The 24464-nt window shown below is 71.2% G+C and carries 26 protein-coding genes; 15 read left to right on the top strand and 11 right to left on the bottom strand.

Annotated features, from left to right (window positions below):
- The first annotated feature begins 5 nt into the window (after positions 1-5).
- Entirely contained in the window at positions 6-1325 is a 1320-nt protein-coding gene (locus HNR40_RS03545) for a hypothetical protein (RefSeq protein WP_184958278.1), read from the top strand.
- Here the strand turns inward: HNR40_RS03545 and HNR40_RS03540 are convergent.
- The 3 genes from HNR40_RS03540 to HNR40_RS03530 are packed head-to-tail and all read right to left on the bottom strand — an operon-like array spanning position 1315 to position 3482.
- Positions 1315-2181, bottom strand: a complete 867-nt coding sequence (locus HNR40_RS03540) for a hypothetical protein (protein ID WP_184958276.1) — start codon at positions 2179-2181, stop codon at positions 1315-1317. The two genes, HNR40_RS03545 and HNR40_RS03540, sit on opposite strands and share 11 nt — an antisense overlap.
- A 3-nt stretch (positions 2182-2184) precedes the next feature.
- The gene (locus HNR40_RS03535) at positions 2185-2823 is read right to left on the bottom strand and encodes a hypothetical protein (protein WP_184958274.1); all 639 of its coding nucleotides are present in this window, start codon (positions 2821-2823) and stop codon (positions 2185-2187) included.
- Complete coding sequence (locus HNR40_RS03530; RefSeq protein WP_184958272.1) at positions 2820-3482, bottom strand: hypothetical protein; 663 nt, start codon at positions 3480-3482, stop codon at positions 2820-2822. The genes HNR40_RS03535 and HNR40_RS03530 overlap by 4 nt, the downstream gene beginning before the upstream one ends.
- A gap of 170 nt (positions 3483-3652) precedes the next feature.
- On the opposite strand from HNR40_RS03530, the gene HNR40_RS03525 reads away from it, so the two are divergent.
- The 7 genes from HNR40_RS03525 (at position 3653) to HNR40_RS03495 (ending at position 12816) form a co-directional block, all read left to right on the top strand.
- Positions 3653-5602, top strand: a complete 1950-nt coding sequence (locus tag HNR40_RS03525) for a hypothetical protein (protein ID WP_184958270.1) — start codon at positions 3653-3655, stop codon at positions 5600-5602.
- A 169-nt stretch (positions 5603-5771) separates the two neighbouring features.
- A complete protein-coding gene (locus HNR40_RS03520) occupies positions 5772-8606 on the top strand; it encodes an ATP-binding protein (protein ID WP_312896168.1) in 2835 nt (944 codons plus the stop codon).
- 10 nt (positions 8607-8616) lie between these two features.
- Positions 8617-9210 carry a thermonuclease family protein gene (locus HNR40_RS03515; protein WP_184958266.1) on the top strand — a complete coding sequence of 198 codons (594 nt, stop codon included), beginning with the start codon at positions 8617-8619 and terminating at the stop codon, positions 9208-9210.
- A 15-nt stretch (positions 9211-9225) separates the two neighbouring features.
- Positions 9226-10455 (top strand): MurT ligase domain-containing protein, encoded by a 1230-nt coding sequence (locus HNR40_RS03510; protein WP_184958264.1) that lies wholly within the window; start codon positions 9226-9228, stop codon positions 10453-10455.
- Positions 10445-11158: a type 1 glutamine amidotransferase gene (locus HNR40_RS03505; RefSeq protein ID WP_184958262.1), complete on the top strand. Its 714-nt coding sequence runs from the start codon at positions 10445-10447 to the stop codon at positions 11156-11158. The genes HNR40_RS03510 and HNR40_RS03505 overlap by 11 nt, the downstream gene beginning before the upstream one ends.
- Positions 11155-11646, top strand: coding sequence for a HEAT repeat domain-containing protein (locus HNR40_RS03500; protein ID WP_184958260.1), 492 nt, complete (start codon positions 11155-11157; stop codon positions 11644-11646). Before HNR40_RS03505 ends, HNR40_RS03500 begins: the two co-directional genes overlap by 4 nt.
- 15 nt (positions 11647-11661) lie before the next feature.
- Complete coding sequence (locus HNR40_RS03495; RefSeq protein WP_184958257.1) at positions 11662-12816, top strand: hypothetical protein; 1155 nt, start codon at positions 11662-11664, stop codon at positions 12814-12816.
- On the opposite strand, the gene HNR40_RS03490 is transcribed toward HNR40_RS03495, so the two are convergent.
- On the bottom strand, positions 12810-13172 hold the full coding sequence (locus HNR40_RS03490; protein ID WP_184958256.1) for a DsrE family protein: 363 nt from the start codon (positions 13170-13172) through the stop codon (positions 12810-12812). The two genes, HNR40_RS03495 and HNR40_RS03490, sit on opposite strands and share 7 nt — an antisense overlap.
- A 112-nt stretch (positions 13173-13284) precedes the next feature.
- Here HNR40_RS03490 and HNR40_RS03485 point away from each other — a divergent pair, with 112 nt between their 5' ends.
- From HNR40_RS03485 to ygfZ, 4 genes are all read left to right on the top strand, one after another.
- Complete coding sequence (locus HNR40_RS03485) at positions 13285-13773, top strand: heme-binding beta-barrel domain-containing protein (protein ID WP_184958255.1); 489 nt, start codon at positions 13285-13287, stop codon at positions 13771-13773.
- Positions 13774-13779: 6 nt separating this feature from the next.
- Entirely contained in the window at positions 13780-14076 is a 297-nt protein-coding gene (locus HNR40_RS03480) for a DUF2470 domain-containing protein (protein ID WP_184958253.1), read from the top strand.
- 283 nt (positions 14077-14359) lie between these two features.
- Positions 14360-14773 (top strand): Fur family transcriptional regulator, encoded by a 414-nt coding sequence (locus tag HNR40_RS03475; RefSeq protein ID WP_184958251.1) that lies wholly within the window; start codon positions 14360-14362, stop codon positions 14771-14773.
- Between the two features lie 10 nt (positions 14774-14783).
- A complete protein-coding gene (ygfZ, locus tag HNR40_RS03470) occupies positions 14784-15722 on the top strand; it encodes a CAF17-like 4Fe-4S cluster assembly/insertion protein YgfZ (protein WP_184958249.1) in 939 nt (312 codons plus the stop codon).
- A gap of 67 nt (positions 15723-15789) precedes the next feature.
- Here the strand turns inward: ygfZ and HNR40_RS03465 are convergent, their stop codons facing one another.
- Both HNR40_RS03465 and dtd read right to left on the bottom strand, forming a co-directional pair.
- Positions 15790-16203, bottom strand: coding sequence for a hypothetical protein (locus HNR40_RS03465; protein ID WP_184958247.1), 414 nt, complete (start codon positions 16201-16203; stop codon positions 15790-15792).
- A 76-nt stretch (positions 16204-16279) separates the two neighbouring features.
- A complete protein-coding gene (gene dtd / locus HNR40_RS03460; protein ID WP_184958245.1) occupies positions 16280-16705 on the bottom strand; it encodes a D-aminoacyl-tRNA deacylase in 426 nt (141 codons plus the stop codon).
- A 62-nt stretch (positions 16706-16767) separates the two neighbouring features.
- Here dtd and HNR40_RS03455 point away from each other — a divergent pair, with 62 nt between their 5' ends.
- Entirely contained in the window at positions 16768-17667 is a 900-nt protein-coding gene (locus tag HNR40_RS03455) for an asparaginase (RefSeq protein ID WP_312896167.1), read from the top strand.
- A gap of 9 nt (positions 17668-17676) precedes the next feature.
- On the opposite strand, the gene HNR40_RS03450 is transcribed toward HNR40_RS03455, so the two are convergent.
- The gene (locus HNR40_RS03450; protein WP_312896166.1) at positions 17677-18258 is read right to left on the bottom strand and encodes an ankyrin repeat domain-containing protein; all 582 of its coding nucleotides are present in this window, start codon (positions 18256-18258) and stop codon (positions 17677-17679) included.
- 230 nt (positions 18259-18488) lie between these two features.
- Positions 18489-18995, bottom strand: coding sequence for a GlcG/HbpS family heme-binding protein (locus tag HNR40_RS03445; RefSeq protein WP_184958239.1), 507 nt, complete (start codon positions 18993-18995; stop codon positions 18489-18491).
- A gap of 178 nt (positions 18996-19173) precedes the next feature.
- On the opposite strand from HNR40_RS03445, the gene HNR40_RS03440 reads away from it, so the two are divergent.
- Positions 19174-20214 (top strand): sensor histidine kinase, encoded by a 1041-nt coding sequence (locus HNR40_RS03440; RefSeq protein ID WP_184958237.1) that lies wholly within the window; start codon positions 19174-19176, stop codon positions 20212-20214.
- The gene (locus HNR40_RS03435; RefSeq protein ID WP_184958235.1) at positions 20211-20831 is read left to right on the top strand and encodes a response regulator; all 621 of its coding nucleotides are present in this window, start codon (positions 20211-20213) and stop codon (positions 20829-20831) included. Before HNR40_RS03440 ends, HNR40_RS03435 begins: the two co-directional genes overlap by 4 nt.
- On the opposite strand, the gene HNR40_RS03430 is transcribed toward HNR40_RS03435, so the two are convergent.
- The 3 genes from HNR40_RS03430 to HNR40_RS03420 are packed head-to-tail and all read right to left on the bottom strand — an operon-like array spanning position 20826 to position 24464.
- Positions 20826-21920 (bottom strand): serine hydrolase domain-containing protein, encoded by a 1095-nt coding sequence (locus tag HNR40_RS03430; RefSeq protein WP_184958233.1) that lies wholly within the window; start codon positions 21918-21920, stop codon positions 20826-20828. The genes HNR40_RS03435 and HNR40_RS03430 overlap by 6 nt on opposite strands.
- Positions 21913-22857 (bottom strand): RNA polymerase subunit sigma-70, encoded by a 945-nt coding sequence (locus HNR40_RS03425; RefSeq protein WP_312896165.1) that lies wholly within the window; start codon positions 22855-22857, stop codon positions 21913-21915. The genes HNR40_RS03430 and HNR40_RS03425 overlap by 8 nt, the downstream gene beginning before the upstream one ends.
- Positions 22854-24464: a DUF2207 domain-containing protein gene (locus HNR40_RS03420; protein ID WP_184958229.1), complete on the bottom strand. Its 1611-nt coding sequence runs from the start codon at positions 24462-24464 to the stop codon at positions 22854-22856. Before HNR40_RS03420 ends, HNR40_RS03425 begins: the two co-directional genes overlap by 4 nt.

The raw sequence follows: 24464 nt of genomic DNA, 5'->3' as shown, positions 1-24464 counted from the left end.
TGCAGATGTCCGGATCGTCTGGTGTGGTGGCACCCCCTCAACCCGGGCCGACACCGGCTCAGCGAGTGCCCTCGCCGTACTCGCTGCCCCTGCACACCCTGCGTCTGGCGGGCAAGTGCGCGTTGCCGCTGGTCCTGTGGTTCTCCGCGGGCGAGGCGGCCCGCTGGGCGCTCCTCTACATCGCGACCGAGATCTCCCACGGCGACTTCCGCCAGGCCCGCCTGGTGGCGACCATCACACTCATGACGATCATCGTCATGCTGGCGATGACCGTCATCACCGGGATGATGCTCTCCCTGCGCGCCGCCATGTGGGAGAGCGCCGCGCGCCGGGCCGACGGGGCCGAGGACGAGTCGTTCTGGTCGTCACTGAACCGGATCGCCCCCGCGTTCGCGGTCATCTATCTCGCCTGGGAGCTGTACAAGCCCGACGCCGCGGCCTTCCTGGCGATGGACTCGCTGCACAACCTGGACGACAACTTCTACAACATCATCCTTGGCAACATCGCCAACGGCACGGAGGAAGAGGTCACGTTCCGCGGCGGGCTGGTCGGTCTCGACTGGCGGGTGTCGCTGGCCGCCATGGCGGTGGCACTGGGGCTGCGGATGTTGTTCGAGCGGCGGGTCGAGCGCGGGGGCGGCAAGCTGGCCGGTGTCGCGACCGCCTTCGCCGAGTTCGCCTTCATGTTCTGCGGCCTGAACGCGGTCTTCACCTTCGGCGCGCTGCGTGCCGACTGGGCCGAGCACCGCGTCGTGGTCTCCGAGGCGGGGGACATCGTCGCCCAGGCCAAGGAGAGCGTCCCCGGCCTGGAGGCGTTCTGGGGCTGGCTGGGCGAGACGTGGCCCTTCATCGTGGACGCCCTGGTCATGCCGCTCACCTGGCTGGCCGTCGCCGTTCTGGTGTTCGGCGGCACGGTCGACGACACCCGGCGGGCAGTGCGTGGCACCCGGCTGGCGGGCGGCGTCGACAGGCTGGAGGGCTCGCACGAGGTCACCCAGCGGTCGGTCAACCGCATGGTCGGCGGATTCCAGGAGCGCTGGGTCCCGGTCGTGAACGCCTTCCGCGTCACGGTCAAGGGCGGTGCGACGCTCTTCGGGCTGATGTGCGTGCTGTTCGTGGGCATCCGCGTCGGCGCGGACTATCTGGACAGGGCGGTCAGCACGTTCATCGGCTCGCCCACGCCCTACATGTGGCTGTGGGTCAGCTGGCCCGTGGACTTCGTCAAGAACCTGCTGGTGACCGTGCTCACCTACTGCCTGCTGGCCGCCACCTTCGACATCGCGGCGACCAGGGCCAGGGCCCGCGGCGAGGACATCACCGCCTGAAGACGATCACATCGTTGCGGCGGTCCTTGTCCAGGTTCTCCTCGTCCGGGGCGAAGAGCTTCTCCGTCGGGGTGTCCATGCGGTAGGTGATGTTCGGCTCCAGGTTCAGCTGGACCTCCTTGCCGACCGCCGCCGGGACGACCGCCATGGCCAGGTAGCTGTACTCCTTGCCGACCTCGTGCTTCTCGGTCGGGGTGTTGTCCTCGTAGATCTCGGCCATCCACGTCCGCCCGCCGGCGTCCTTGAGCTTGAGTTCCGGCTTGGCGGTGAGCACGGCGCCGGTGTCGTCGGTGGCGGAACGGGTGACGGTGATCTTCAACCACTGCTTGTCGGGGGTGTTGTGCCTGCTGCCCGGAGGCGCGGTGGTCGGTTCGATCGCCGACTTCCAGGACACGTGCTCGTAGGTGAGCGTCTGGCCGGGCTCCGCCAGGTGCACGGTCGGGCTCGGGCGGCCGCTCTTGTAGAACAGGTACCGGTCGGCGGTCGGCGCGCCGAGGGCCACCACCAGGGCGACGACCGCCCCGACGCCGAGCAGGAGGCGGCGCGACCTGGGCGGCGGCGCGGCGGCGGGCGGCGTCTCCTCCGGAGGGGTCCACGGCGGCTGCGGCGGCCTCGGAGGCAACGGGCCCGCGCTCGGGATGGCCGGGATGGGCTGCGTCGAGCTGTCGGTCGGCTCGGCGGGAGCGGGCGGCCACACCTGCTGGTCGGCGTGGATCCCGGGCCGGGGGCGCGGTGGCGTCGGTGCGGTGGCCCGGCGCCCCGGACGCCGAATCGGAGCCGCCGGCGGCTGCGGACGTTGCGGGGGCTGGCCGGCGGGCGGGGCGAACCAGTCGCGCTCTGAATCGTTCGTGCTCATCGTCTACTTCTTCTCGCCCAGCGTGTACACGTCCTGAGGGGCGGCCGCGAACTGCTTGGCCGCAGCTTCGTCGATGCCCAGGTCGACCTCGGCCGCCGGCAACGTCGGCTCGCTGTAGAAGGCGTTCGTGGGCGCGACGAACGAGGCCTTGGCACCGGCCAGCGCGTCGGCGGGCACGTCGAACACGAACACGCCCGAGGTCCACCAGCCCGGCTGGCTCCACACGTTCGCCAGCGTCTTGCTCCTGTCGACCTTGTCCGTGGTGTCGAAGCGCCGACCGTCGTCGGCGACCAGAACGGGCGGCCGGATCTTCAAGGGCTCCTGCGGCACGGTCGCCGAGGTCTCGACCACCAGGAAGACATTGCCCGTGACGGCGGTCTTGTCCGCCACACGAATGGACTTGGCCGTCTTCACGCCGTCCACCCGGATGGTGAACCGCCCGGTGGCGACCTCCTCGCCCTTGTCTCCGGCGCTCACGAGCGGCATCGACATCTCGTCGGCGCTCAGGCCCAAGGTCTGGAGTCCGACGGCGCCCGCGGCCAGCGCGAGGCCCACGATGGCGCCGAGAACCTTGGAACCGCCCCCGCGGGCGGGCGCGCGGCGTCTGCGCGAGGCCGCCGGCCGCTGGTCGGTCGCGGTCACGGCGCCCCCTCCTGCTTCACCGGGGCCTTGATGGTGTAGAGCGCTTCGATGGTGCGCTTTCTGGTGAAGGGGTCTTCCTTTTCGACAGGCATCCAATTCGTCGTGCGGAAGAGGGGGTGCTCGGTCTTCTCCAGCTTGGACAGGCTCAGGGCCACCTCGGGCGGAGCCTGGGCCGCCTTGTCCAGCTCGTAGCGGACGGTCACGTTCGACGGGACCCCGGGATGCAGCTGGGAGCTCTTGCCGTCCTCACCCGAGGGGATGAAGGCCTGTGCGCCCCACTGCGACTTGATCTCGGGCGTCATCTTGATCAGCGTTCTGGCGAAGCCGGTGCCGGCGCCCGTCGAGCCGGCGCCCATGCCGGTCGGGATCGTCGTGTCGCTCTTGTTCGTGACCTTGAAGAGGATGTCGAGATACCGCCGGTCCTCCGCGAACTTGCTGGCGGCTCGCTGGACGGTGATCCTGGCCTCCACGAACTCGGTCTCGTACAGGCCCTGGTCGATCTTCTGGCCGGCGGCCATCTGGGGCGGCGGCTTGTCCGGCGTGGTGTCCAGACCGCCGAGCAGGGCGGTGACGCCGACGGCGGTGAGGATGACCAAACCGATCGCGGGCACCACAACCGGGCGTTTGGGGGTGCTTGGCGCGCCGGAGGGTTCCGTCATGGACAAGGATGGTAATAGGTCGCGCTTGTACCATCTGCCGCAATGGTCCCATCCCTGTGATGGATTTGGCGGGAACCCTGCCCGAATAGGGGTTCTAGCTCTTACGCTGTCACGAGCGGCCGACGACGAGGTCGCCGCGGGACAAGGACATATCGCAGCCGGAGGGTCACGTGACGGACGTGCATCCCGAGCATGCGCAGCTCCAGGCCGACCGGATCTACCTGGGCTGGCAGTACGTCCTGCTGCACCCCGACCCCGGCCCCCCGCCGAAGCGGCCTTCGCCCATCGGCGACACCGGCGATCCCGCCGACGCCGCGGAACAGGCCCGGGTCGACACTGAGCTGCTGCGGCGCGAGAAGCTCCAGGAGGATCTGCTCAACCGGCCGGTCCGGATCTTCCGCATCTTCATGATCTTTCTCACGTTGCTCATCTTCGCCCTCGCGCTGCTGGGCTACCTCGACTGGTCGTTCGCGCTGATCGGGTTCGTGGCCGCGGGCGGCGTCGCCGGAATCTGCAGCTACGCGCTGCTGCAGGGCGACCGGGCGGTGCGCTACCGGGTCCTGGAGCAACAGGCGCGCGACGACCGGGTGCGTCAGGAACGTGACAAGGAGTTGTTCCGCGCCCAGGAGGAGCACGCCCAGCGCTACCGCGAGTGGCAGGAGGTCAAGGACCGCCACGACCGGCAGGTCAACTGGTACGCGGTAGCCGTACCGGATGAGATCGACCGCATCGACGTGGCAGGCGGGACGTTGCCCGGATGGTCGGCGCTGATCACGCTGATCGGCGCCACCCGGCTCTACAGCGGCGGGCACCTGACCGTGCTCGACCTGTCCGAGGGCGCCATCGCCAAGGACCTCATCGAGCTGGCCAGGCGCGGCGGCGACGACCCGCTCGTCTGGGTGCTGCCCGTCGACCTGCCCCGGCTGGACCTGGGGGCGACGCTCAAGCCCGAGGCGTTCGCGGACGTGCTGGCCCACGTGGTCAGCGTCAGCGAGGAGCACCGCACCACCCGCGACCTCAGCTTCGACAACGCCATCCTGGAGCGGGTGCTGGAGGTCCTGGGCGAGAACGCCACGATCAGCCAGGTCACCGCGGCGCTGCGGGCGCTGGCCCAGGTGGGCGACCCGCGCGATGACCTGAGGTTCGGGCTGATCACCGCGACGCAGCTGGAGCGCATCGGCACGCTGTTCGGGCGCGGCGTCAGCGACCGCGTGGTGATCGAGCGGGCGTGGGCGCTGGAGTCACAGCTGCGCAAGCTCGAAACCCTCGGCACCCAGGCCGTACGGCTGCCGCCCGCGCGCCTGCGCGTGGTCAGCATGGACCGCCAGGCGGGCGTGTTCGGCAACCGGGTCCTCGGCACGTACGTGGCCACGGCGCTGACCCACATCCTGCGCCAGTCGCCCGCCTCCGAGCGGCCCTGGTACCACACGATCATCGTCGCGGGCGCTGACAAGCTCCGCGGCGACGTGCTCGACCGGCTCATGGACGCCTGCGAGACCTCCCGCACCGGCCTCGTGCTGACCTACCGCTCGCTGACCCCCACCGTCAGGGAGCGGCTCGGGCGCGGGCACGCGGCGGTGGCGTTCATGCGGCTGGGCAACGCCGAGGACGCGCGGGTGGCCAGCGAGCACGTCGGCACCGAGCACCGGCTGGAGCTGGCCCAGCTCACCGAGACGATCAGCGCCTCGGTGCCGGGGCTCGACGGCGGCTACACCTCGACGATCTCCCAGGTGGAGGAGTCGACGGAGGAGCGCGACGACAACCGCACCGACCTGGCCGGGGACATCACCGAGTCGACCGAGTGGGGCAGGACCGCGACCAAGATCGGCGAGAAGGAGCGGGTGCTGCAGCGCTCGCGGGAGTTCCTGGTCGAGCCGCACCAGTTGCAGCAGCTGCCGACGACCTCCGTGATCGTCACCGACGCCACCGCGGAGGGCCGCCGGGTCCGCCTGGCCGACGCCAATCCCGCGATACTGACCTTCCCCAAAACCACGCTTGGCGAGCTGGAGGACGTCCGCGACGCCGTACTGGCGCAGAACGGCAACGAGGACCCCGGCGAAGAGCCGCCCCCGAACCTCGGCCCGCCCCCGCCCCGTCTGGACTGGCGCAAGGAGAGGTAAGGACCTTCCCAAATGACCGGTCCACACGCCGAATGGAGGCGGACTTTACTAAGAACCATCTGTGGGGGATGAGATGCAACTAAGCGGACCCTGGTACAGAATCCAGTCGATCGCCGCACCCTCGCGAAGTTCATCGGCGGAGTGGGACTTCGTCTCCATCCTGCCGGCCGTGCTCTCGGCGGCCCAGCGGCAGCGGCCGTTCGTCATCGGCTGGCTCTCGCGCGGCTCCGGCGCGCCGCTTGAGCTGATCACCAACGCCGGGCCGCTGTCGCCGCCCCGTCAGCCGCGCCGCGCCCCGGGGCCAGAGGGTGCGCGCGGACCGCAGCCGCTGCTGTTCCCCGGCGGGGCCAGGGGCGTGCAGCTGGGCGATGAGTGCCTGGCCGACCTGTCCGACCTGGTGTGGATGCCCTGCCCGGGACGCCAGGCGCCGCCGCTGAACGCGCGCAGGGAGTACGACCCCGACGAGCTGAAGCGGCCCACGTTGTTCGAGTCGACGCTGGTCACGCTCATGTCGCGGCCGTTCGCCTGGCTGCTGGTGGCCGAGCCGACCGACATGCTCGACGCGGAGGTAGCCCACCTGCGCACCCAGCTCAACGTCCTCAGGCAGTACGGCGACGCCTCCGAGCGCTCCAGGTTCGACGCCGAGCGCGCCGAGAGGCGGATGCAGGAGCTCGACGCCTTCCGCGAGGCCGGGCTGTGGAACGTCAGGGCGCTGGCCGGAGCCGCCACCGCCGACGAGCTGCGCCAGCTCGCACCCGTCCTGGTCGGCTCGGTCGAGATCGGCCACCACCCTTACCGGCTGCGCAGCGCCGCCGGCGCCGTCTACGCGCTGCCCGAGGCACTCAGCCTGAACCTGCAGGACCCGGGCGACGGCGCCGCCGCGCCGTTCGCGGCCACCGCGGGCGCGCTGGCGGCGCTCGCCGGGTTGCCCAGGCGGGAGGTGCCCGGCCTGCGCGTGCTGGACGCCGGATTCTTCGACGTCACCTCGGAAGCCTCCGAGGCGGGCGAGCTCGACCTGGGCGAGATCCTCGACGGCCAGGACCGCGGCGTGGGCGCGTTCCGGGTGCCGCTGGCCACGCTCAACCGGCACGCCTTCGTCACCGGCGCGACCGGCTCCGGCAAGTCGCAGACCGTCCGGCACCTGCTCGAACAGCTCAGCGCCACCAGAATCCCCTGGCTGGCCATCGAACCGGCCAAGTCGGAGTACCAGGCCATGGCCGGGCGGATCGACACCCCGGTCACCGTGATCAACCCGTCGGCGCCGGACAGCGTGCCGTTCAGCGTGAACCCGCTGGAGCCCGAGCCCGGTTACCCGGTGCAGGCGCACATCGACATGATCCGGGCGTTGTTCATGGCCGCCTTCGACGCCGAGGAGCCGTTCCCGCAGATCATGTCGCTGGCGTTGCAGCGGGTCTACGAGGCGACCGGCTGGGACGTCGTCACCGGCGGCGCGGTGCCAGGCTCGAAGGTCCCGCCCAGCGTGCCGACGCTGGAGCAGCTGCAGCAGCACGCCATGGACGTCATCCAGGAGATCGGCTACGGCCGCGAGGTCCAGGCCGACGTCGAGGGCTTCATCTCGCTGCGGCTGCGCTCGCTGCGCGTCGGCTCGGCCGGGCGCTTCTTCGAGGGCGGCCACCCGGCGGACATCGGCGGCCTGCTCGAACGCAACGTCGTCCTGGCCATCGAGGACGTGGCCAACGACGAGGACAAGGCGTTCCTCATGGGCACGCTGATCATCCGGATCGTGGAGCACCTGCGGATGCGCGCCCGAGGCGAGAAGTCCGGCGGGCTGCGGCACGTGATCGTGATCGAGGAAGCGCACCGGCTGCTGCGCGACCGCGGCGCGGGCCGCGCCTCCACCCACGCCGTCGAACTGCTCGCCGGAATGCTCGCCGAGATCCGCGCGTACGGCGAGGGCATCGTCGTGGCCGAGCAGATCCCGACCAAGCTCGTCTCCGACGTCGTCAAGAACACCGCGCTCAAGGTCGTGCACCGGCTGCCGGCCGAGGACGACAGGCAGCTCGTCGGCGCCGCCATGAACCTCAGCGACGAGCAGTCCCGCCAGGTCGTCTCGCTGCAGCCGGGCGCGGCCGCGGTGTTCGCCGACGGGATGGACCGGCCGCTGCGGATCATGGTGCCGCTCGGGGAGTCGCGGGAGAAGGTGCTGCCGGGACCGCCGCCGCCGATCCGGGGGCGGCGCTCGGCGGCCTGCGGGGCGGCGTGCCGTACCGGACAGGCCTGCACGCTCGTGGAGCTGCGGGAGGCGGACGTGCTCGCGGGCGCGCCCGAGTGGGCGTGGTTGCGCATCTGGTGCGACACCGTCGTGCTGGCCTTCGTCGGCAACCGGCCGCTGCCCGGGGTGCCGCGCGCGCTGGCCGGGGTCTGGGCCGAGGTGCCGGCCAGGCGGCGCGAGTGCCTGCTGGCCACCCTGGTCGAGCGGGCGGTCAGCAGGCGGGCGTGGGCGCTGCGGAGCTGGTTCGACCCGGCGCTTCTGGTGGAGAACGCGGCGGAGACGGCGGCCAAGCTGCTCAACGCGGCCGAGAGCGGCGGCGAGCGGCCGGGGCCGTCGTGGGTGATCCCGCAGGTGCGGTGGCTGCACGAGGTGGACAGGCTCTTCCCGTTCGGGCATCCGGCGCCCGACCTGCGCGCGCCCGCGCCGCCGCTGGAATACGCGCTGTTCGGCACCGGAGCCTCCACCGAACTCGTGCGCAGCGAGCTGCTCGGCCACCGGGCCAAGGCGCTGCGCCACCACCCGCTGTCGATGGAGATCGACCACAACCGGGCGCTGGCGTGGCGGGTCATCCTGGGCGACGACGAGAACGAGGCCGTGCAGCGCGACATCCTGACCGTCGCGATCGGGATCGAGACCGCCGCGCGGCTGCGGCACGTCGGGCAGATGATGGGCGCGGGGTGGCTGGAGAGCGTGCTGTCGTGGCCGCGCCGGTTCGTGCTGCCGTTCGAGAATGGCGGCGCGCCCGAGATCACCTTCGCCGAGTCTGGGTAGGTCTGCCCGTGTGCGACTGACCGTGATCGGAATATTGCTGGTTGTGGCCGCGCTGGGCGCGGTGTGGGTGCTGGCCGACACCTTCGTCAGGCCGCCCATTTCCGGGCTGGTGCCCGCGAGCCCGCCGCCGGTCGAGAGCGCGCGGGTCGTGTGGGTGAGCGACGGCGACACGATGGTGGTCTCGCCGGTCGACGGGCAGTACGCGGGGCGTGAGCAGCGTGTCCGGCTGATCGGGATCGACGCGCCCGAGATGCACCCGTCGCCGCAGTGCTGGGCCAAGAAGTCGACGGACGCGTTGCTGAAGCTGGCGCCCCGGGGGTCGATCGTCACCATCGCCTTCGACGAGCGGAAGTTCGACGACTACCGGCGGCAGCTGCGTTATGTGTGGAATGCCCGGGGTGTGCTGGTGAACGAGAGCCAGCTGGCCGAGGGGAACGCCTTCTTTCTTCGCGTGTGGCCGAATGTGGCGTACGAGAAGGAGTTCCGGCAGCAGGCGGAGCTGGCGCGTACCGGCAAAAAGGGCTTGTGGGGCGGTTGTCCCGATCCCCGGCCGCCCGTCCACGGCGGGAATCCGGCGGTGACGCCGAGGACCGGCCAGCCTTGACTAGGATCCATAACCATGACCCAGCTTCCCCTGCGGGCTCAGCTCGCGAGTGCCCTGGGGCGCAGTGCCGCCACCTTGTCCAGGATGACCGGACGTGGCGACGGTTCGGTGATCGGCGGCCGCGTGGGCCTCATGCTGGAGCCCGATCTGCTGCGCCAGCTGGCGCGCGACCGCAGGCTGGCCCTCATCAGCGCCACCAACGGCAAGACCACCACCACCCGGCTGATCACCTCCGCGCTGCTGGAGATGGGCGAGGTGGCCACCAACGCCTACGGCGCCAACATGCCCGCCGGGCACGTCTCCGCGCTGTCGCAGCACAAGGACGCGCCCTACGGTGTGCTGGAGGTCGACGAGAAGTACCTGCCCGAGGTGCTCGACACCACCGGCGCGGGCGTCGTCTGCCTCATGAACCTCAGCCGCGACCAGATGGACCGCGCCGCCGAGATCTGGCTGCTGGCCCAGAAGTGGCGGCGGGCCCTGTCCGGCAAACCCACCCACGTCATCGCCAACTGCGACGACCCCCTCGTCACCTGGGGCGCCTCCACCGCCGCCAAGGTCACCTGGGTCTCCGGCGGCCAGCGCTGGAAGGAGGACAGCTGGTGCTGTCCCGAGTGCGGCGGGCCGCTCGATCGTAAAGACAGGCACTGGGCCTGCCGCGAGTGCACCTTCCACCGGCCCGAGCCGCAGTGGATCCTCGACGACGACGCCGTGATCGACCCGCGCGGCCAGCGCTGGGTGCTCGACATCCAGCTGCCCGGCGCCGCCAACCGCTCCAACGCCGCGATGGCCCTGGCCGTCGCCGAGGCGTTCGGGCTGCCGGTCGAGCGCGCCCTGCCGAGGCTGCGCGAGGTCACCTCCGTGGCCGGCCGCTACACCACCGTCGAGCGCGACGGCCGCCACGCCCGCCTGCTCCTGGCCAAGAACCCGGCAGGCTGGCTGGAGGCCTTCGACGTTTCCGACCCGGCGCTGCCGATCATCCTGTCGGTCAACGCCCAGGGCCCCGACGGCCGCGACACCTCCTGGCTCTGGGACGTCGACTACCGCATCCTGCGCGGGCGGCCGGTGTTCGTCACCGGTGAGCGCCGGCTCGACCTGGCGCTGCGGCTCGACGTCGCCGACGTGCCGTTCGTGCTGGCCGACACCTTCTCCGAGGCCCTCGCCGCGCAGCCGCCCGGCCGGGTCGACGTGATCGCCAACTACACCGCCTTCCAGCAGATCCGATCGGAGTTCGGCCGTGCCGTCTGACAGCACCCTGCGCATCGTCTGGATCTACCCCGACCTGCTCAGCACCTACGGCGACCAGGGCAACGCGCTGGTGCTGGAGCAGCGTGCCCGCCGCCGGGGCATCGACGCCGAGGTCGTCCACGTACGCTCGGCCGACCCCGTGCCGGAGACCGGCGACATCTACCTCATCGGCGGCGGCGAGGACCGCCCCCAGATCCTCGCCGCTGAACGGCTGCGCCGCGACGGCGGCCTGCACCGCGCCATCGCCCGAGGGGCGGCCATGCTGGCCGTCTGCGCCGGCTACCAGATCATGGGATCCACCTTCGGCGGCGAGGAGGGCCAGCCGGTCGACGGCATCGGCGTCCTCGACATCAGCAGCACCCGGGGCCCCGCCCGCGCCGTGGGCGAACTCGTCGCCGAGGTCGACAGCGCGCTCAACCTGCCCACGCTGACCGGCTTCGAGAACCACATGGGCGTCACCCAGCTTGGCCCCGGCGTCAAGCCGCTGTCCCAGGTCGTCACCGGCGTGGGCAACGGCAACGGCTTCGAGGGCTGCTACGCCGGCCACGTCGTCGGCACCTACCTGCACGGCCCCGCCCTCGCCCGCAACCCGGCCCTGGCCGACCTCCTGCTGACCTGGTCGGCCGGCGACCTCCCGCCGCTGGACGACCGCTGGTACGAGGCCCTGCGCACCGAACGCCTCTCCGCCGTCCTGCCCCGTTGACCGGTGCGGAGGCCCCGCGGCTCGACGTGTGGGACCTGTGGCGCAAGTGCTTCACCGGCCACTCCTCTAAGGAGGTCCGGGAATATGCCGGCCGGCTGGTGCCCTACCTCATGGAGCAGCTCGCGATCCCGGGGCTGCCGCGCCGGGCGCTGATCCTCAGGCTCCTGGCCGAGGTGGCCGACGGCACCGGCGCCCTGGACGACTTCCGCGACCCTGATCTGCCGCCGGAGCCCGACCACGCGGCAGTGGCGCGGGCGGGCATGCTGGCGGCTCTGGAGACGCCGATCCGGCTGCTGGACGACCCGAAGCGGAAGGTCGCCATCAGGGCCGCGTACCTGCTGAGCCGGCTGCCCGACGGCGCCGCCCGGAGCGTCGGCCCGTTGAAGGCGCGTGCCTCCACAGGACACCTGGACGTGCGGGCCGCGGCGGTGCTGGCCGTCGGGATGCTCGCCGCCCGCGAGAACGTGGAGTGGTTCCGGTCCCTGTAGCACCCCGTCTTACGCGTGGCGGCCGCCGCGGGACTGGCCAGGGCGGACGTGTCCGAGCCCGATCCCGAGGCCGTGCGGGTCGCGGCCGTCGGCGACCCCGTCTTCAAGCGGCTGCCGCCGGAGCTGCGGCTGTGGGACGCCTTCCAGGAGTCCGAGAAGTGGCACCGCGCGCTGGCGGTCGAGCTGGCCACCAGGGAGCGGCTCAAGGGCTGGGGCCAGATAGAGGTCAAGGACGCGGTGCTGCGCTGGCGTACGGCCGCGCGAGAACTTGTCCCCATCCTTGTGGACAGAGCGCCCGAGACCTATCCCGGCGACTTCCCCGGCCTGGTCGAGATCGTCGCCGAGGCGGGCGAGGTGTCGGCGGAACAGGCCGACTTCCTGGCCGAGGCGGTCCGGGCGATGGCCCCGCACGCGGACCGGCTGCTGACGGGCCTGGACGCCTTCCTGCGCGGTCCCGAACTGAGGGGGAACCGCGGCTTCGATCTGGTCGAGGTCATCTACGCCCTGGTGGACTGGGGCGAGGCGGCGGCGCCGTTGCTCCCGGCGTTGACGACGAAGTTCCCGCGCTACGGGTATTCGATCATCGTGCTGCCGCTTCTGGGGGCGATCGGGCCTGCCGCCGCGGAGGCGGTGCCGCACGTCAGGGGAGTGCTGGACGACGAGTCGGAGCGGCCGGACGCGGCGTGGGCGCTCTGGCGGATCACCGGCGATCCCGGCGACGTGGTCGCGATCATCACGGCACGCCTGGCGGAAAGCGGTCACAGCGCACGTGATCTGGCGCCGCTGCTGGAAGACCTCGGGCCGGTGGCGGCGGGCGCGGCGCCGCGTCTGCGGGCCTTGCTGGACGACGAGGTCGACGGCTTCCGGTGGGACCGGGTGGGCATCGCGCGGGCGCTGTGGGCGATCACCGGTGATGCCGACGGGCTCGTCGAGCCGCTTCTGGCCGCCGTCACGGTCCGGCCGCTGCCCGATGACACCATCACCTACCCGAGCGAGGGCTTGCGGGCGGTCGAGGCGCTGGGGTGGCTGGGGAAGGCGGCGGCCGAGGCGGTGCCCGCGCTCCAAACCATCGCCTCCGGCCCCGCCCGGGTGACCCACTGGGACGCGCACCTGGACGACCGCTACCGGCGGGCGGCGGCCGAGGCGCTGGGGCGGATCGAAGGTCAGTAGATCAGCGCCTGAGCGCCCTCCGCCACCGCTTCCTCGACGAAGGCGGGGGCTCCGGCGATGCGCACGCCGTCGATGAGGTCGTCCACCGTGATCTCGCGGCGGGCGGCGCACTGGGTGCAGACCGTGACGCGGCCGGCGGCCAGGACCACGTCCAGCAGGTCGGTCAGGGGGGCGGCGTGGGGGAGGCTGAACTCCTTGGCCCTGCCCGGCAACGCGAACCAGGAGGCCTCGCCGGTCAGCCAGAGGGATACGGAAACACCGCTGGCCAGGGCGGCCGCGGCGACGGTGAAGGCCTGGTTGCACCGCTCGGGGGCGTCGGCCCCCGCGGTCACTTTGATCACCAGTGATCGTGCCATGCAGGCCACCCTACGCCTCCTCCGCCGGCCCTCAGAACCGCACCCACGGGCGGGGTGCGAGGGCATGCCGTACCCCGGGAACGGCGGGCGACGGAGAGTAATGTTGGGCGGCATGGAAACCCCTGAGGCACACCCCGATCTTGAGCACATCTCCTTCCTGCTGGGCAGGTGGGAAGGCGCCGGAGTGGGCGGATATCCCACGATCGAGAGCTTCAACTTCGGGCAGGAGATCGAGTTCGGGCACAACGGCAAGCCGTTCCTGGAGTACGTGAGCCGGACCTGGCTGCTCGACGAGGACGGTAACCGGGTGCGGCCGCTGGCCACCGAGTCGGGCTACTGGCGGGCGCGGCCCGAGCGGCAGCTTGAGGTGGTGCTGGCGCATCCCACGGGCATCGTGGAGATCTACCTGGGCGAGGTCGTCTTCCACAAGATCGAGCTGCGCACCGACGTGGTGGCGCGGACGGAGTCGGCCAAGGAATACACGGCGGGGCAAAGGATCTACGGGCTGGTCAACGGGAACCTCATGTGGGCCTATGACATGGCCGCCGCCGGACACCCGCTGACGTCCCATATGTCGGCGGAGCTGAAGAAGGTAGCTTGAGCGGATATGACTACCCCTTTCACCCCTGATGTCGTCGAGGCGATCAAGCGCCACATGAACGACGACCACACCGACGACGCGCTCATCATCGTGCGCGGGCTGGGCGGGCGGCCCGAGGCCACCGAGGCGGTCACGAGTGACGTGACGGCGGAGGCGATCGAGTTCACGATCGACGGGGGCGAGAAGCTCAACGTGCCGTGGGGGGAGACGCTGACCGAGCGTCCCCAGGTGCGCAAGGCGGTCGTGACGCTCTACCGCGAGTCCTGCGAGAAGCTCGGCATCCCCTGGCGGAGCGAGCACTAGGAGAGAAAAGGCGAAAGGGCCCCGGGCAGGCTCCGCCCGCTCGAGCGGGCGGGCTGGATGGGCCATGGGTCGGGATGGACCTCCCGCCCCCCAGCAGCCGCGGGGCCCCGGTGGTTGCCTCGAATTTCGCCGAAACGACGCGAGACAATGGAGTCCGCTTCGTTAGCGGACAACCACCTCGCTAGCCCAACTATGAATCACCATTGTTTGGACCACCTCCTTTCCGCGTGCTGACGACGCTATGCGAGGCTCCCGAACCCGGGCAAGCGATTATTCTCAGGGCATGACGGAGACGCAGTGGCACGAGGAACTCCGCGCCAAGGGCTACCGGGTCACGCCGCAGCGGCAGCTGGTGCTGGAAGCGGTCAAGGACCTTGAGCACGCCACCCCGGAGGAGATCTGTGTCAAGGTCCGGGAGACGGCGCGCGGGGTGAACATCTCCACTGTCTACCGGACCCTGGAACTCCTCGAAGAGCTGGGCATGGTCACCCACACCCACCTCGGCCACGGCGCGCCCACCTACCACCTGGCCGCCGACGCCGACCACGTGCACCTGGTCTGCCGGGGCTGCGGCGAAGTCGGGGAGGTCGGGCCCGAAATGGCGGAAGGCCTGGTCAAAGGGCTGGACGACCAGCTCGGGTTCGTCGCCGACGTCCATCACCTGACCGTCTTCGGGCTGTGCCGCAACTGCAGATAGCCTGGAAGGCATGCGTAGCCCTCTGCTCGATCTCCCCGGCGCGGTCGCGGCCGAAGCCCCCGACGCCGACGTGGCGGCGCACTACGGCGACCTGTTCGCCGAACAGCGCGCGCTGATCAAGGGAGAGGCGGTCGTCGACCGCAGCAATCGCGAGATCGTCCGCGTCTCCGGGGCAGACCGGCTGAAATGGCTCAACGATCTGACCTCCAACAAGCTCGACACCCTCAAGCCGGGGGAGTGGACCCAGACCCTCATCCTCGACCTGCAGGGCCGCGTCGAGCACCACCTCACGCTGGTCGACGACGGCGAGGCCGTGCTCGCCCACGTGGAGCCCGGCGCCTCCGAAGCGCTGATCGACTACCTCGACAAGATGCGGTTCATGCTGCGCGTCGAGGTCTCCAGCGCCGACGCCGAACTGGCCGTGATCTCCACCGCCGACGGCGACCGCTACATCCCGCGCGCCGAGCTCGGCGCGGGTCTGGGCCGCATGGCCGGGATCTGGGCGTACGAGGCGCTGCGCATCGAGCGTCACCAGCCGCGCCTCGGGCTCGACACCGACCACAAGACCATTCCCCACGAGGTGGGCTGGATCGGCGAGGCCGTACACCTGACCAAGGGTTGCTACCGCGGGCAGGAGACGGTCGCGCGCGTGCACAACCTCGGCCACCCGCCCCGGCGTCTGGTCTTCCTGCACCTCGACGGCAGTGTCGACACGTTGCCGCCGCACGGCGCGCCGGTCATCTTCGAGAGCCAGGAGGTGGGCGCGGTCGGTTCGTCGGTCCGTCATCACGAGCTGGGGCCGATCGCGCTGGCCATGGTCAAGCGGACGGTCCCGGTCGACGCCACGCTGCTGGCCGGCGGCGTCGCGGCCACGCAGGAGATCATCGTGCCGCCGGACGCGGGCCGCAACGTCAGCATCGACCCGGCCATGCGCCGCCGCATCCGCTAGCCCATCCGGTTCCGCCAGTCCATCCGCTACGGCAGGCCGCGAAGGCCATCCGGCGCGGCGGGGCAGCTCACTCCTCCGCGCAGGTCACCTTCGCGGCGCAGGTGAGCCCTCTGGCCGCGCCGGTGACCGTGATCCGGGTCGACTCGGGCACGGTCAGCACGTAGTCGGCCGCGCACCCGTCGTCGCACGCGTAGGCGATGCGCAGGTGCTGGGCGTCCTCCCAGGACTCCTCGTGGCGGCGCCCGCCGGTCCAGCTGAGTTCCCGCTTGATGGCCACCCGCTGCCGTCCTCCGGCCACGACGGTGAGCCGTACGGGCCCGTCGGCCTCGATGGTCAGGTCGGTCCCCGGGAGCTCGTGGTAGCCGAACGTCGTCTCCGCCTGCGGCACGGGCGCCGGGCCCGGCTCGCGGCCGAAGGCGTGGACGGTCAGCGCGGCGACGACGAGCGCGGCCCCGGCCAGCACCCAGAGGATCTTTCGCATACCAGAACGATAGGAAGCGCCGCCTGCCTGGGGACATGGCGGTGGATGGCCGGTTTTGGGTGGGGCCAGCCCCACCCTAGACGTCGATCACCAGCGTGATGGGGCCGTCGTTGACCAGCGAGACCTTCATGTCGGCCGCGAAGCGTCCGGTCTCGACGTGCGCGCCGAGCGCCCGCAGTTCGGACACCACGGCCTCCACGAGCGGCTCGGCCACCGGTCCCGGGGCGGCCGCCTGCCAGGTGGGGCGGCGGCCCTTCCTGGTGTCGGCATAAAGGGTGAACTGGCTGACGACCAGCATCGGCGCGCCGATGTCCGAGCAGGACTTCTCGCCGTCCAGGATGCGCAGCCCCCAGAGCTTGGCGGCCAGCTTGCGCGCCTGCTCCGCCGCGTCCGTGTGGGTAACGCCCACGAGCACGAGCAGGCCCGGCTCGTCGATCGCGCCCACCGTCTGACCGTCCACGACCACCGAGGCCGTACTCACTCGCTGCACCACCGCCCGCATGGGAACACATTCTCGCCCATCCGTAGACTCCTGATGAAAGGGGGCGAGGAATGTCGCTCGTTGTGGAAGTTGTCCGATCCGGGTTCGTGGAGTCCACGCATCTGGCGCGGGTGCTCACCATGGACGCGGACGGGACGCCGGTCGACGCGCACGGCGCGGTCCACGTGCCCGCCTCGCCGCGCTCGTCCATGAAGCCGATCCAGGCGCTCGGCATGCTCCGCGACGGGCTCTCGCTGGAGGGTGAACTGCTCGCGCTGGCCTGCGCCTCGCACGCGGGCGAGCCGTACCATGTGGACGGGGTGCGCAAGATCCTGGCCGGGGCCGGGCTGGACGAGTCGGCTCTGCGGTGTCCCGAGGACTATCCCGAGGACCGGACGGTCACCGATCGGGCCCGCGTGTACATGAACTGCTCGGGCAAGCACGCCGCCATGCTCGCGACCTGCGTGCTCAACGACTGGCCGCTGGACACCTACCTGGAGCCCCGGCATCCGCTGCAGCGGGCGGTGCGGGCGACGGTCGAGGAGCTGACCGGCGAGCGCGTGGCCGCCTCCGGGGTGGACGGGTGCGGGGCGCCGTTGTTCTTCGTGTCCATGGTGGGGGTGACCAGGGCGTTCCGTGCCCTGCCGCTCGGTGGTCCCGGCAGCCACGAGCGGCGGGTCTTCGACGCCATGCGCGCCTATCCGCAGTGGACGTCCGGCACGCACCGGGACGAGGCCAGGCTCATGCGGGCCGTACCGGGACTGATGCTCAAGTCCGGGGCCGAGGCGTTCGACGCTTTCGTCTTCGAGGACGGGCGGGCCGGCACCGTCAAGATCGAGGACGGCTCGTCGCGCGCCCGCACGCCCGTCACGGTCGCCGCCCTGCGCCGCCTCGGTCTGTCCGGCCCCGACCTGGACGTCCTCGCCACGGGTGTCCTGTACGGCGGCGGCCGCCCGGTCGGCGAGATCCGGGTGCGCCCATAAGGCACCCGGTCAGCCGCGCAGGATGTCGGCGACCTCCCGCTGGCCCTTCTTCACCGCGTGCTGCAACGAGGTGACTCCATCACGGTCGGCCAGCTCGCGGTCGGCGCCCGCGGCCAGCAGCAGGCGGACGATCTCCTGGTACTTGGCCGAGCCGTCGCCCAGGATCACCGCCTCCAGCAGGCCGGTCCAGCCGAGGTCGTTGACGTGGTTGACGTCGATGCCGGTCTTCAGCACCTCGCGGACATAGTCCACGTGACCGCGTTCGCACGCCGGGATCAGGGAGACGCCGCCGTAGCGGTTCCTGATCGTCAGGTCCGGCTTGGCGGGCAGCAGCACACGCAACATCGCCACGCTGCCGGTCACACCCGTCACCAGCCACGGGGTGTCGTGCTGGGCGTCCAGCGCGTTCGGGTCGGCGCCGGCGGCCACCAGGATCTGCGCGACCTCCACGTGGTCGGCGGCCGAGGCCAGCAGCAGAGCGGTACGCCGGCGGCCGTCACGGGCCTCGAGATCGGCCCCTTCGGTCACCGCCTCGCGCACCGCGGCGGCTTCACCTGCGGCGGCGGCGGTAAGCAGTTGTTCGTCAAGCACGTCTGATCCTTTCACGGCTGTTGGGGAGGTAACGCCCGGAGCGGTCGATACCGCCGCCCGGTCACCACCTCCGCCACAGGCCGCCGCCACGAGCCCTAGTCCCGCGAGCAGCAGCCCGCGCCTGCCAACCCCACTCACGCCCCCATCCTCTCTCCCTTTCCCACCTTTTTGGACAGAACGGGATATATCACTCAAAAGGGTTGCCGTCGGATGGGGGGCGTCCGCGGGCATCAGCCGAGTCGGCCCTGGACGGCCTTCAGGCCGGCCTGGGCGATGGCCTCGTCGATGTCGCCGCTGGGCGCGCCGCCCACGCCGATCCCGGCGATCGGCGCGCCGCCCGACGCGACCGGGACGCCGCCGGCCAGCAGCAGGGTGCCGGGGATGGCGGCCAGCGCCTGGTTCTTGGACAGGGCGCTGGTCGGCTGACCGAAGGACACCGCGGTGAACGCCTTGCGCTTGGCCGACTCCTCCGTCTGCGGCCCGGCGCCGTCGCCCTTGAGGATGAGGCGGGTGGCGCCGGAGCGGTCCACGATGGCCACGGTCACGCGCTGCTTCTGCTTGGCCGCCTCCTTCTGCACCGCGTCGGCGATCTTGAGGGCGGCGTCGGCCGACAGCACGTTGGTCTGGACGACCGCGGGCGCGTCCGGCGCGGCGGCCTGCGCGGCGGTGCTGGTGGCGCCACCGGCGACGGCGAGGGCGGCGAGCGAGGCGGCGGCGAGGCGGGTGCGGAGCTTCATGGTGTTCCTCCAGGTCAGTGGTCGGTTCGACGAGTTCCAGACTGCCGGGGGCAAGCGGCCGCGCCATCGGGAGAGCGGTCGATGCGTGGGAGAGAATCGGTCGAGGGGCGGGTCAATCGATCGGTTGATGCGGGCGCCGGGGGCGCCGCCTACGCTCGCAGCACGGCGAGGGGGTGAGATGGAGCGGATCTGGCTCAACCGGGCGATGCACGCCGGCTTCTTCCTGTTGCTGGCCGCCTCCGCCTCCCGCCTGGTGGTACGCCACGCGATGGACCTCACGACCATCGCGGCCCTGGCCGACGCCGGCCTGCTGGCACTCGTGTACGCGGGCGGCGTCCTGCTGTGGGAGCGGCTGGGCCGCAGGGGACGGCTGATCTGGCTGGCGGTGGTGCTCGGGTGCTGGCTGGTGCTGGTGGAACTGGCGCCGTCGTTCGCCTGGTGCGCGATCCCGCTGCTTTACCTGTGCCTGCGGCTGCTGTCGCTGCGGATGACGCTGGTCGCCGCGGCCGTGCTGACCGTCGCGGTGATCGTGGCGCAGATCAGCCTGTCCGACCGGTTCGACCCGAGCCTGGTGCTGGCGCCGATCGCCGTGGCGGCCATGACCATCGTGATCTTCTGGGAGCTGAGGAAGGCGGGAATCATGCAGGAGCGCGAGCGCCTCTCGCGGGAGATCCACGACACCCTCGCCCAGGGGCTGACCAGCCAGCGCATGCTGCTGCAGGCGGCCGAGCGGGTCTGGGAGTCCGACCCGGATCAGGCCCGTTCCTACGTCAGGACGGCGATCGAGGCGGCCGGGGAGAACCTCGACGAGGCCCGCCGGTTCGTCCGCGACCTCGGGCCGGCGCCGCTGGCCGTGCGCTCGCTGCCGGAGGCGCTGACGGCGCTGGGTGCGGAGTTCCGGCTGGAGGGCACGGAGTTCCCGCTGGCCGACGGGACGCAGGCCGTACTGCTGAGAGTGGCTCAGGGAGCGGTGGCGAACGCGCGTGAGCACGCCCGCGCGAGCCGGGTGATCGTGACGCTCGCCTATCTCGACGACGAGGTGACGCTGGACGTGTACGACGACGGGGTGGGCTTCGACCAGACCATGGCGGTGACCCGCCCGGGGCGCGGCTACGGCCTGCGGGCGATGCGCGACCGGGTCGCCGAGGTGGGCGGCACGCTGACGGTGGAGAGCGCGCCGGGGGAGGGCACGGCGGTGGCTGCGAGGATTCCGGTATGAAGCTGTTCCTGGTCGACGACCACCCGGTGGTCAGGGCGGGCATCGCGGCGCTGGTCGGCGGCGAGGCCGACATGGAGATCGTGGGCGAGGCGGAGAACGCCGACGACGCCCTCCGGCTGATCGCGCTGCGCCGTCCCGACGTGGTGCTCATGGACCTGCAGCTCGGCGACGGCCCCGACGGCGTCGCGGCGACCAGGAAGGTGCGCGCGCTCGACGACGCGCCGCAGGTGCTGGTCCTGACGACCTACGAGACCGACGCCGACATCGTGCGCGCCATCGACGCGGGCGCCACCGGCTACGTGCTCAAGGCCTGCCCGCCGGACGAGCTGTTCCAGGCGATCAGGGCCGCCGCCAGGGGCGAGACGGCCCTCTCGCCCAGGGTGGCGACCCGCATGATGCGCCGCATGCGCGACCCCGGCCCGGCGCTCACCACCCGCGAGATCGAGATCCTGGAACTCCTGGCCCGCGGGGCGGGCAACAAGGAGATCGCGAAGGCCCTGTTCATCACCGAGGCGACGGTCAAGACCCACCTCAATCACGTGTACGGCAAGCTCGGCGTCGACACCAGGACCGCGGCCGTCAGCAAGGCCGTCGAGCTCGGCCACATCCGTCTATAGGATCACCTGCCCGATCCTGTCCACCGTCTCGAACGGGTCACCGGCGCCGATCCGGTTCTTGGTGATCCCGATCGCGAGCCCGGTGGCCCGGTCGGCGAAGGCCGCGGTGCCGCCGCTGCCGCCCATGCCGAAGTACGTGGGCCGGTCGAGCACCTGGGTCAGCCCGACGGAGTACCCGAGCCCCCAGGTCGCCTGCATGCCGACGACCTCGTCGGTCCCGGTGGCGTGCACCGAGGTGACCTCGGCCAGCCGCGCGGCCGGGATCAGGCCGTTGAGCAGGGCGTCGTACATGCGGGCCAGGCCCCTGGCGGTGGCCGTGGCGCCGGCGTCGCTGGTCAGGACGTCGGGCCGGTTGCTGAACGCGGCGTCGGGCAGGGCCGCCATCGGTGCGGCGGTGTAGCCGTCCACCACGCGGAAGAACGGGATCTGCGCCGTCATCTCCGGTGTCAGTTCCATCGGCGGGCCCTCGGGCTCCTCGATGACGGCCAGGCGCGGCAGTTCGGCGGCGGGCACGGCCAGGTAGAGCTCGTCGGCGACGCCCAGCGGCAGCGCGACCTGCTCGCGCAGGACCTGGGAGACGGTCCTGCCGGACGCCCGGCGGACGATCTCCCCCATGATGTACATCCAGGACTGCGGGTGGTAGCCGATCGTGGTGCCCGGCTCCCACCAGGGCTTCTCGTCGGCGATGGCCGCGCACATCTTGTCCCAGTTCGCGATGTCCGCCGCTGTGGTGTCCACGGGCACGCCGGGCACGCCCGCCCGGTAGCTGAGGGCATGCCGTACGGTGGCCCGCTCCTTGCCATGGGCGGCGAACTCGGGCCAGTACTCCGCGATCGGCGTGTCGTAGGCGAGGACGCCCTGCTCGGCCAGCAGGTGCACGACCGTGGCGATCATGCCCTTGCCGGTGGAGGTCACGTAGACCGGGGTGTCGGAGGTCATCGGGCGGCCGGTGGCGGGGTCGGCGAGACCGGCGACCGCGTCCACCACGAGCTCGCCCCCTCGGTACACGGCGACCTGGACACCGCGCTCCACACCGGTCTCCACGAGCTCGTCGATCGTGGCCTGTACGTTCTTCTGCAGATCAGTCATGCCCATATGACGAGGCATCGCCGGAAAAGGAATCGGGCAGTCCCATCTCCGGGAAAAGTTCGTTGCCGAAGGTGGTGATCTCGCTGATCAGCGGCCCTTCCATGCGGAAGACGCCGAGCCAGAACGCCGAGAAGAGCTCCTCGCCCGGCCGGCGCAGGTACGCGGCGATCGCGGGCTGGCGGTTGACCCGGGCGGGCAGCACCCGCCAGTCGCCCCACGAGCCCTCGCCGGACATCTGCGGGCCCCACGAGGAGACGAACGCGTCGCGGCCGAGGATCCACCCCGGGGTGGGCGGCATGGTCTGCCAGACGTCCGACTTGAGCAGTGCGGGCAGGACCGACGGATCGCCCTGTTCGAGCGCGTGGATGTACGTGCGCACCACGGCCAGCTCGTCGGCGCTGCCCGAGCTCATCCGCTGGGTCGGCAGGTGCTCGCGCAGCACCGGCCTGGCCCGCTGCAGGGCGCTCTTGACCGCGGTGACCGTCGTGTCCAGCGCCTCGGCGGTCTCCGGCGCGGACCAGCCGAGCACGTCGCGCAGGATGACGACGGCCCGCTGCTTGGCGGGCAGGTGCTGGATCGCCACGAGGAAGGCCAGCTCGATCGTCTCGCGCTCGATGACCGAGTCGAGGAGGCCGTCCGGGTAGGGGCTGATCCAGGGCACGTGGGTGGAGACCGGCCACGGCATCCCCGCGTCGGCCGCCATGGGCGTTTCGAGCGGCTCCGGGCGCCGGGGGTGGGCGCGCAGGAAGTCGAGGCAGGCGTTCGTGGCGATCTTGTACAGCCAGGCCTTCAGGTTGTCCGGCGGCGCCTCGCGCTTGCGCCAGGCGCGCAGGAACGTCTCCTGGACCAGGTCCTCCGCCTCATGGTAGGAGCCGAGCATCCGGTAGCAGTGAACGTGCAACTCCCTGCGGTGGCGCTCCAGCTCCTCCGCGTTCACAGCGAGCGCAGCTGCCGGGTGGCGGAGATCGCGCCGGAGGTGGTGGTGGTGAAGGTACGCATCGAGCCGGCGAACTTGGACAGGTCCCATTCGGCTGGCCCGTGGTACCAGTACAGGTTGTCGGCCTGGTGGCCGTTGCCGGTGACCGAGGCCACCACCCGCGACCAATGCTCCACGCCATCAAAAATCACGGCGTAGGGCAAGTATCGCGAAAAAAGCTCGACTCGGTGCTGTTCGGGGACATTGGCCAGTTCGCCGGAGAACAGGTATTGCCGGAAGCTCAGCGTGTGCGCCAGCGCGGCCGAGCCCTTGGCGGTCTTGGCCGGCATGAACTGCCCGCCCACCGCCAGGGCCGCCCCCGCGATGATCAGGGCCAGGCCCAGCAGCCCGTAGGTGGTGAACCAGGCCAGCCCCACCGTGGCCAGGATGCCCGCGCCGATGAGGACGAAGCCGATCGTGGTCCAGCGGGTCCGCTCGGTGTCGGGCCGCCGGGCGAACCACCCCTGCCGCACGACATCCGCATACAACTCATCCCGCACTTTCCCGAGATTTTTCGCGAAAGATCCGGACAACTCGGAGAGCAGGACGGCGTCCCGGCCCTCGAACACCGCGTCGTACAACGCCTTCTCGTACGGCAGCAACGCCTCGACCGGCGCGGTCGGCAGCCTGACCAGCGTCCAGTCCGGCGCGTCGTAGGCCTGCCTGGGCCGCTCGTCGATCCGCAGGTACCCGCGCACCGCCAGGTCCACGATCGTCGCGGTCACGTCGACCACGTCGGCCTGTTCGTCCACGAGCGTGCCGATCTGGCCGGGCCGTACCCCGTCAGGCGGCGAGAAGTGCCCGTTCTGCACGGGGTCGATGGAGTTGTCCTGACCGGCGATCCGCGCGTCCCGCCCCCGCGTCCAGTACAGGAGCCCGATCCCGCCCAGCATCAGCACCAGCAGCGCGGCCAGGGCGCCGCCGGTGATCCCGTTGAGCGTGAACGCGCCGGCCAGCGAGAAGCGGCGCTCCAGGATGGGCGTGCCGGAGCTGGTGCCCTTGGGATAGCCGACCACGACGGTGAGGGCCTCGCCGGGCGCGAGGTTCTCCTGCTCGAAGTCGGCCTGGGTGGCGCCGTGGTCCATGGAGGCGCTGGTGCAGCCGATGGCCGAGGTCAGCTCCCCGGCGAAGCACGACAGGTTCTGCACCATGCCGGCTCCGGTGACCTTCACCGTGGCCTTGGAGACCGGGACGTTCCAGCCGTTGACCGCGAACCAGCGCAGCTCCTCCACGCCGCCGGACGGCGTGACCGTGCCCTTCACCTCGTAGGTGACGGTGGCGGGGGCCTTCACGGTGAGCACGTCACCGGCGAGCTGGCCGCCCTTGACGTTGGCGATCTGGTAGACGCGGTCGTTGCCGTCGTCGTAGCGGGTCCTGGTGAGGAAGGTCCGCTTGACCTCGCCCGTGCCGCCGATCTTCTCGCTGACCTGGAGCACGCCGTCCTTGCGCAGCTCCAGGCTGACCTGGTCGGTGATCGGTGCGGCGGCCGCGCTCGCGTGCGCGGGAACCGCGGTCAGCGTCAGGGCGGCGGCGCCCAGCAAGGCCAGCGTCAGCCTGATTCCGGTCAT

Origin of the sequence: Nonomuraea endophytica (genome assembly GCF_014203235.1) — a bacterium.
Classification (GTDB): domain Bacteria; phylum Actinomycetota; class Actinomycetes; order Streptosporangiales; family Streptosporangiaceae; genus Nonomuraea; species Nonomuraea endophytica.
Note: the sequence above shows the minus strand (reverse complement) of the source record. Positions and strands in the feature narration are given on the sequence as shown.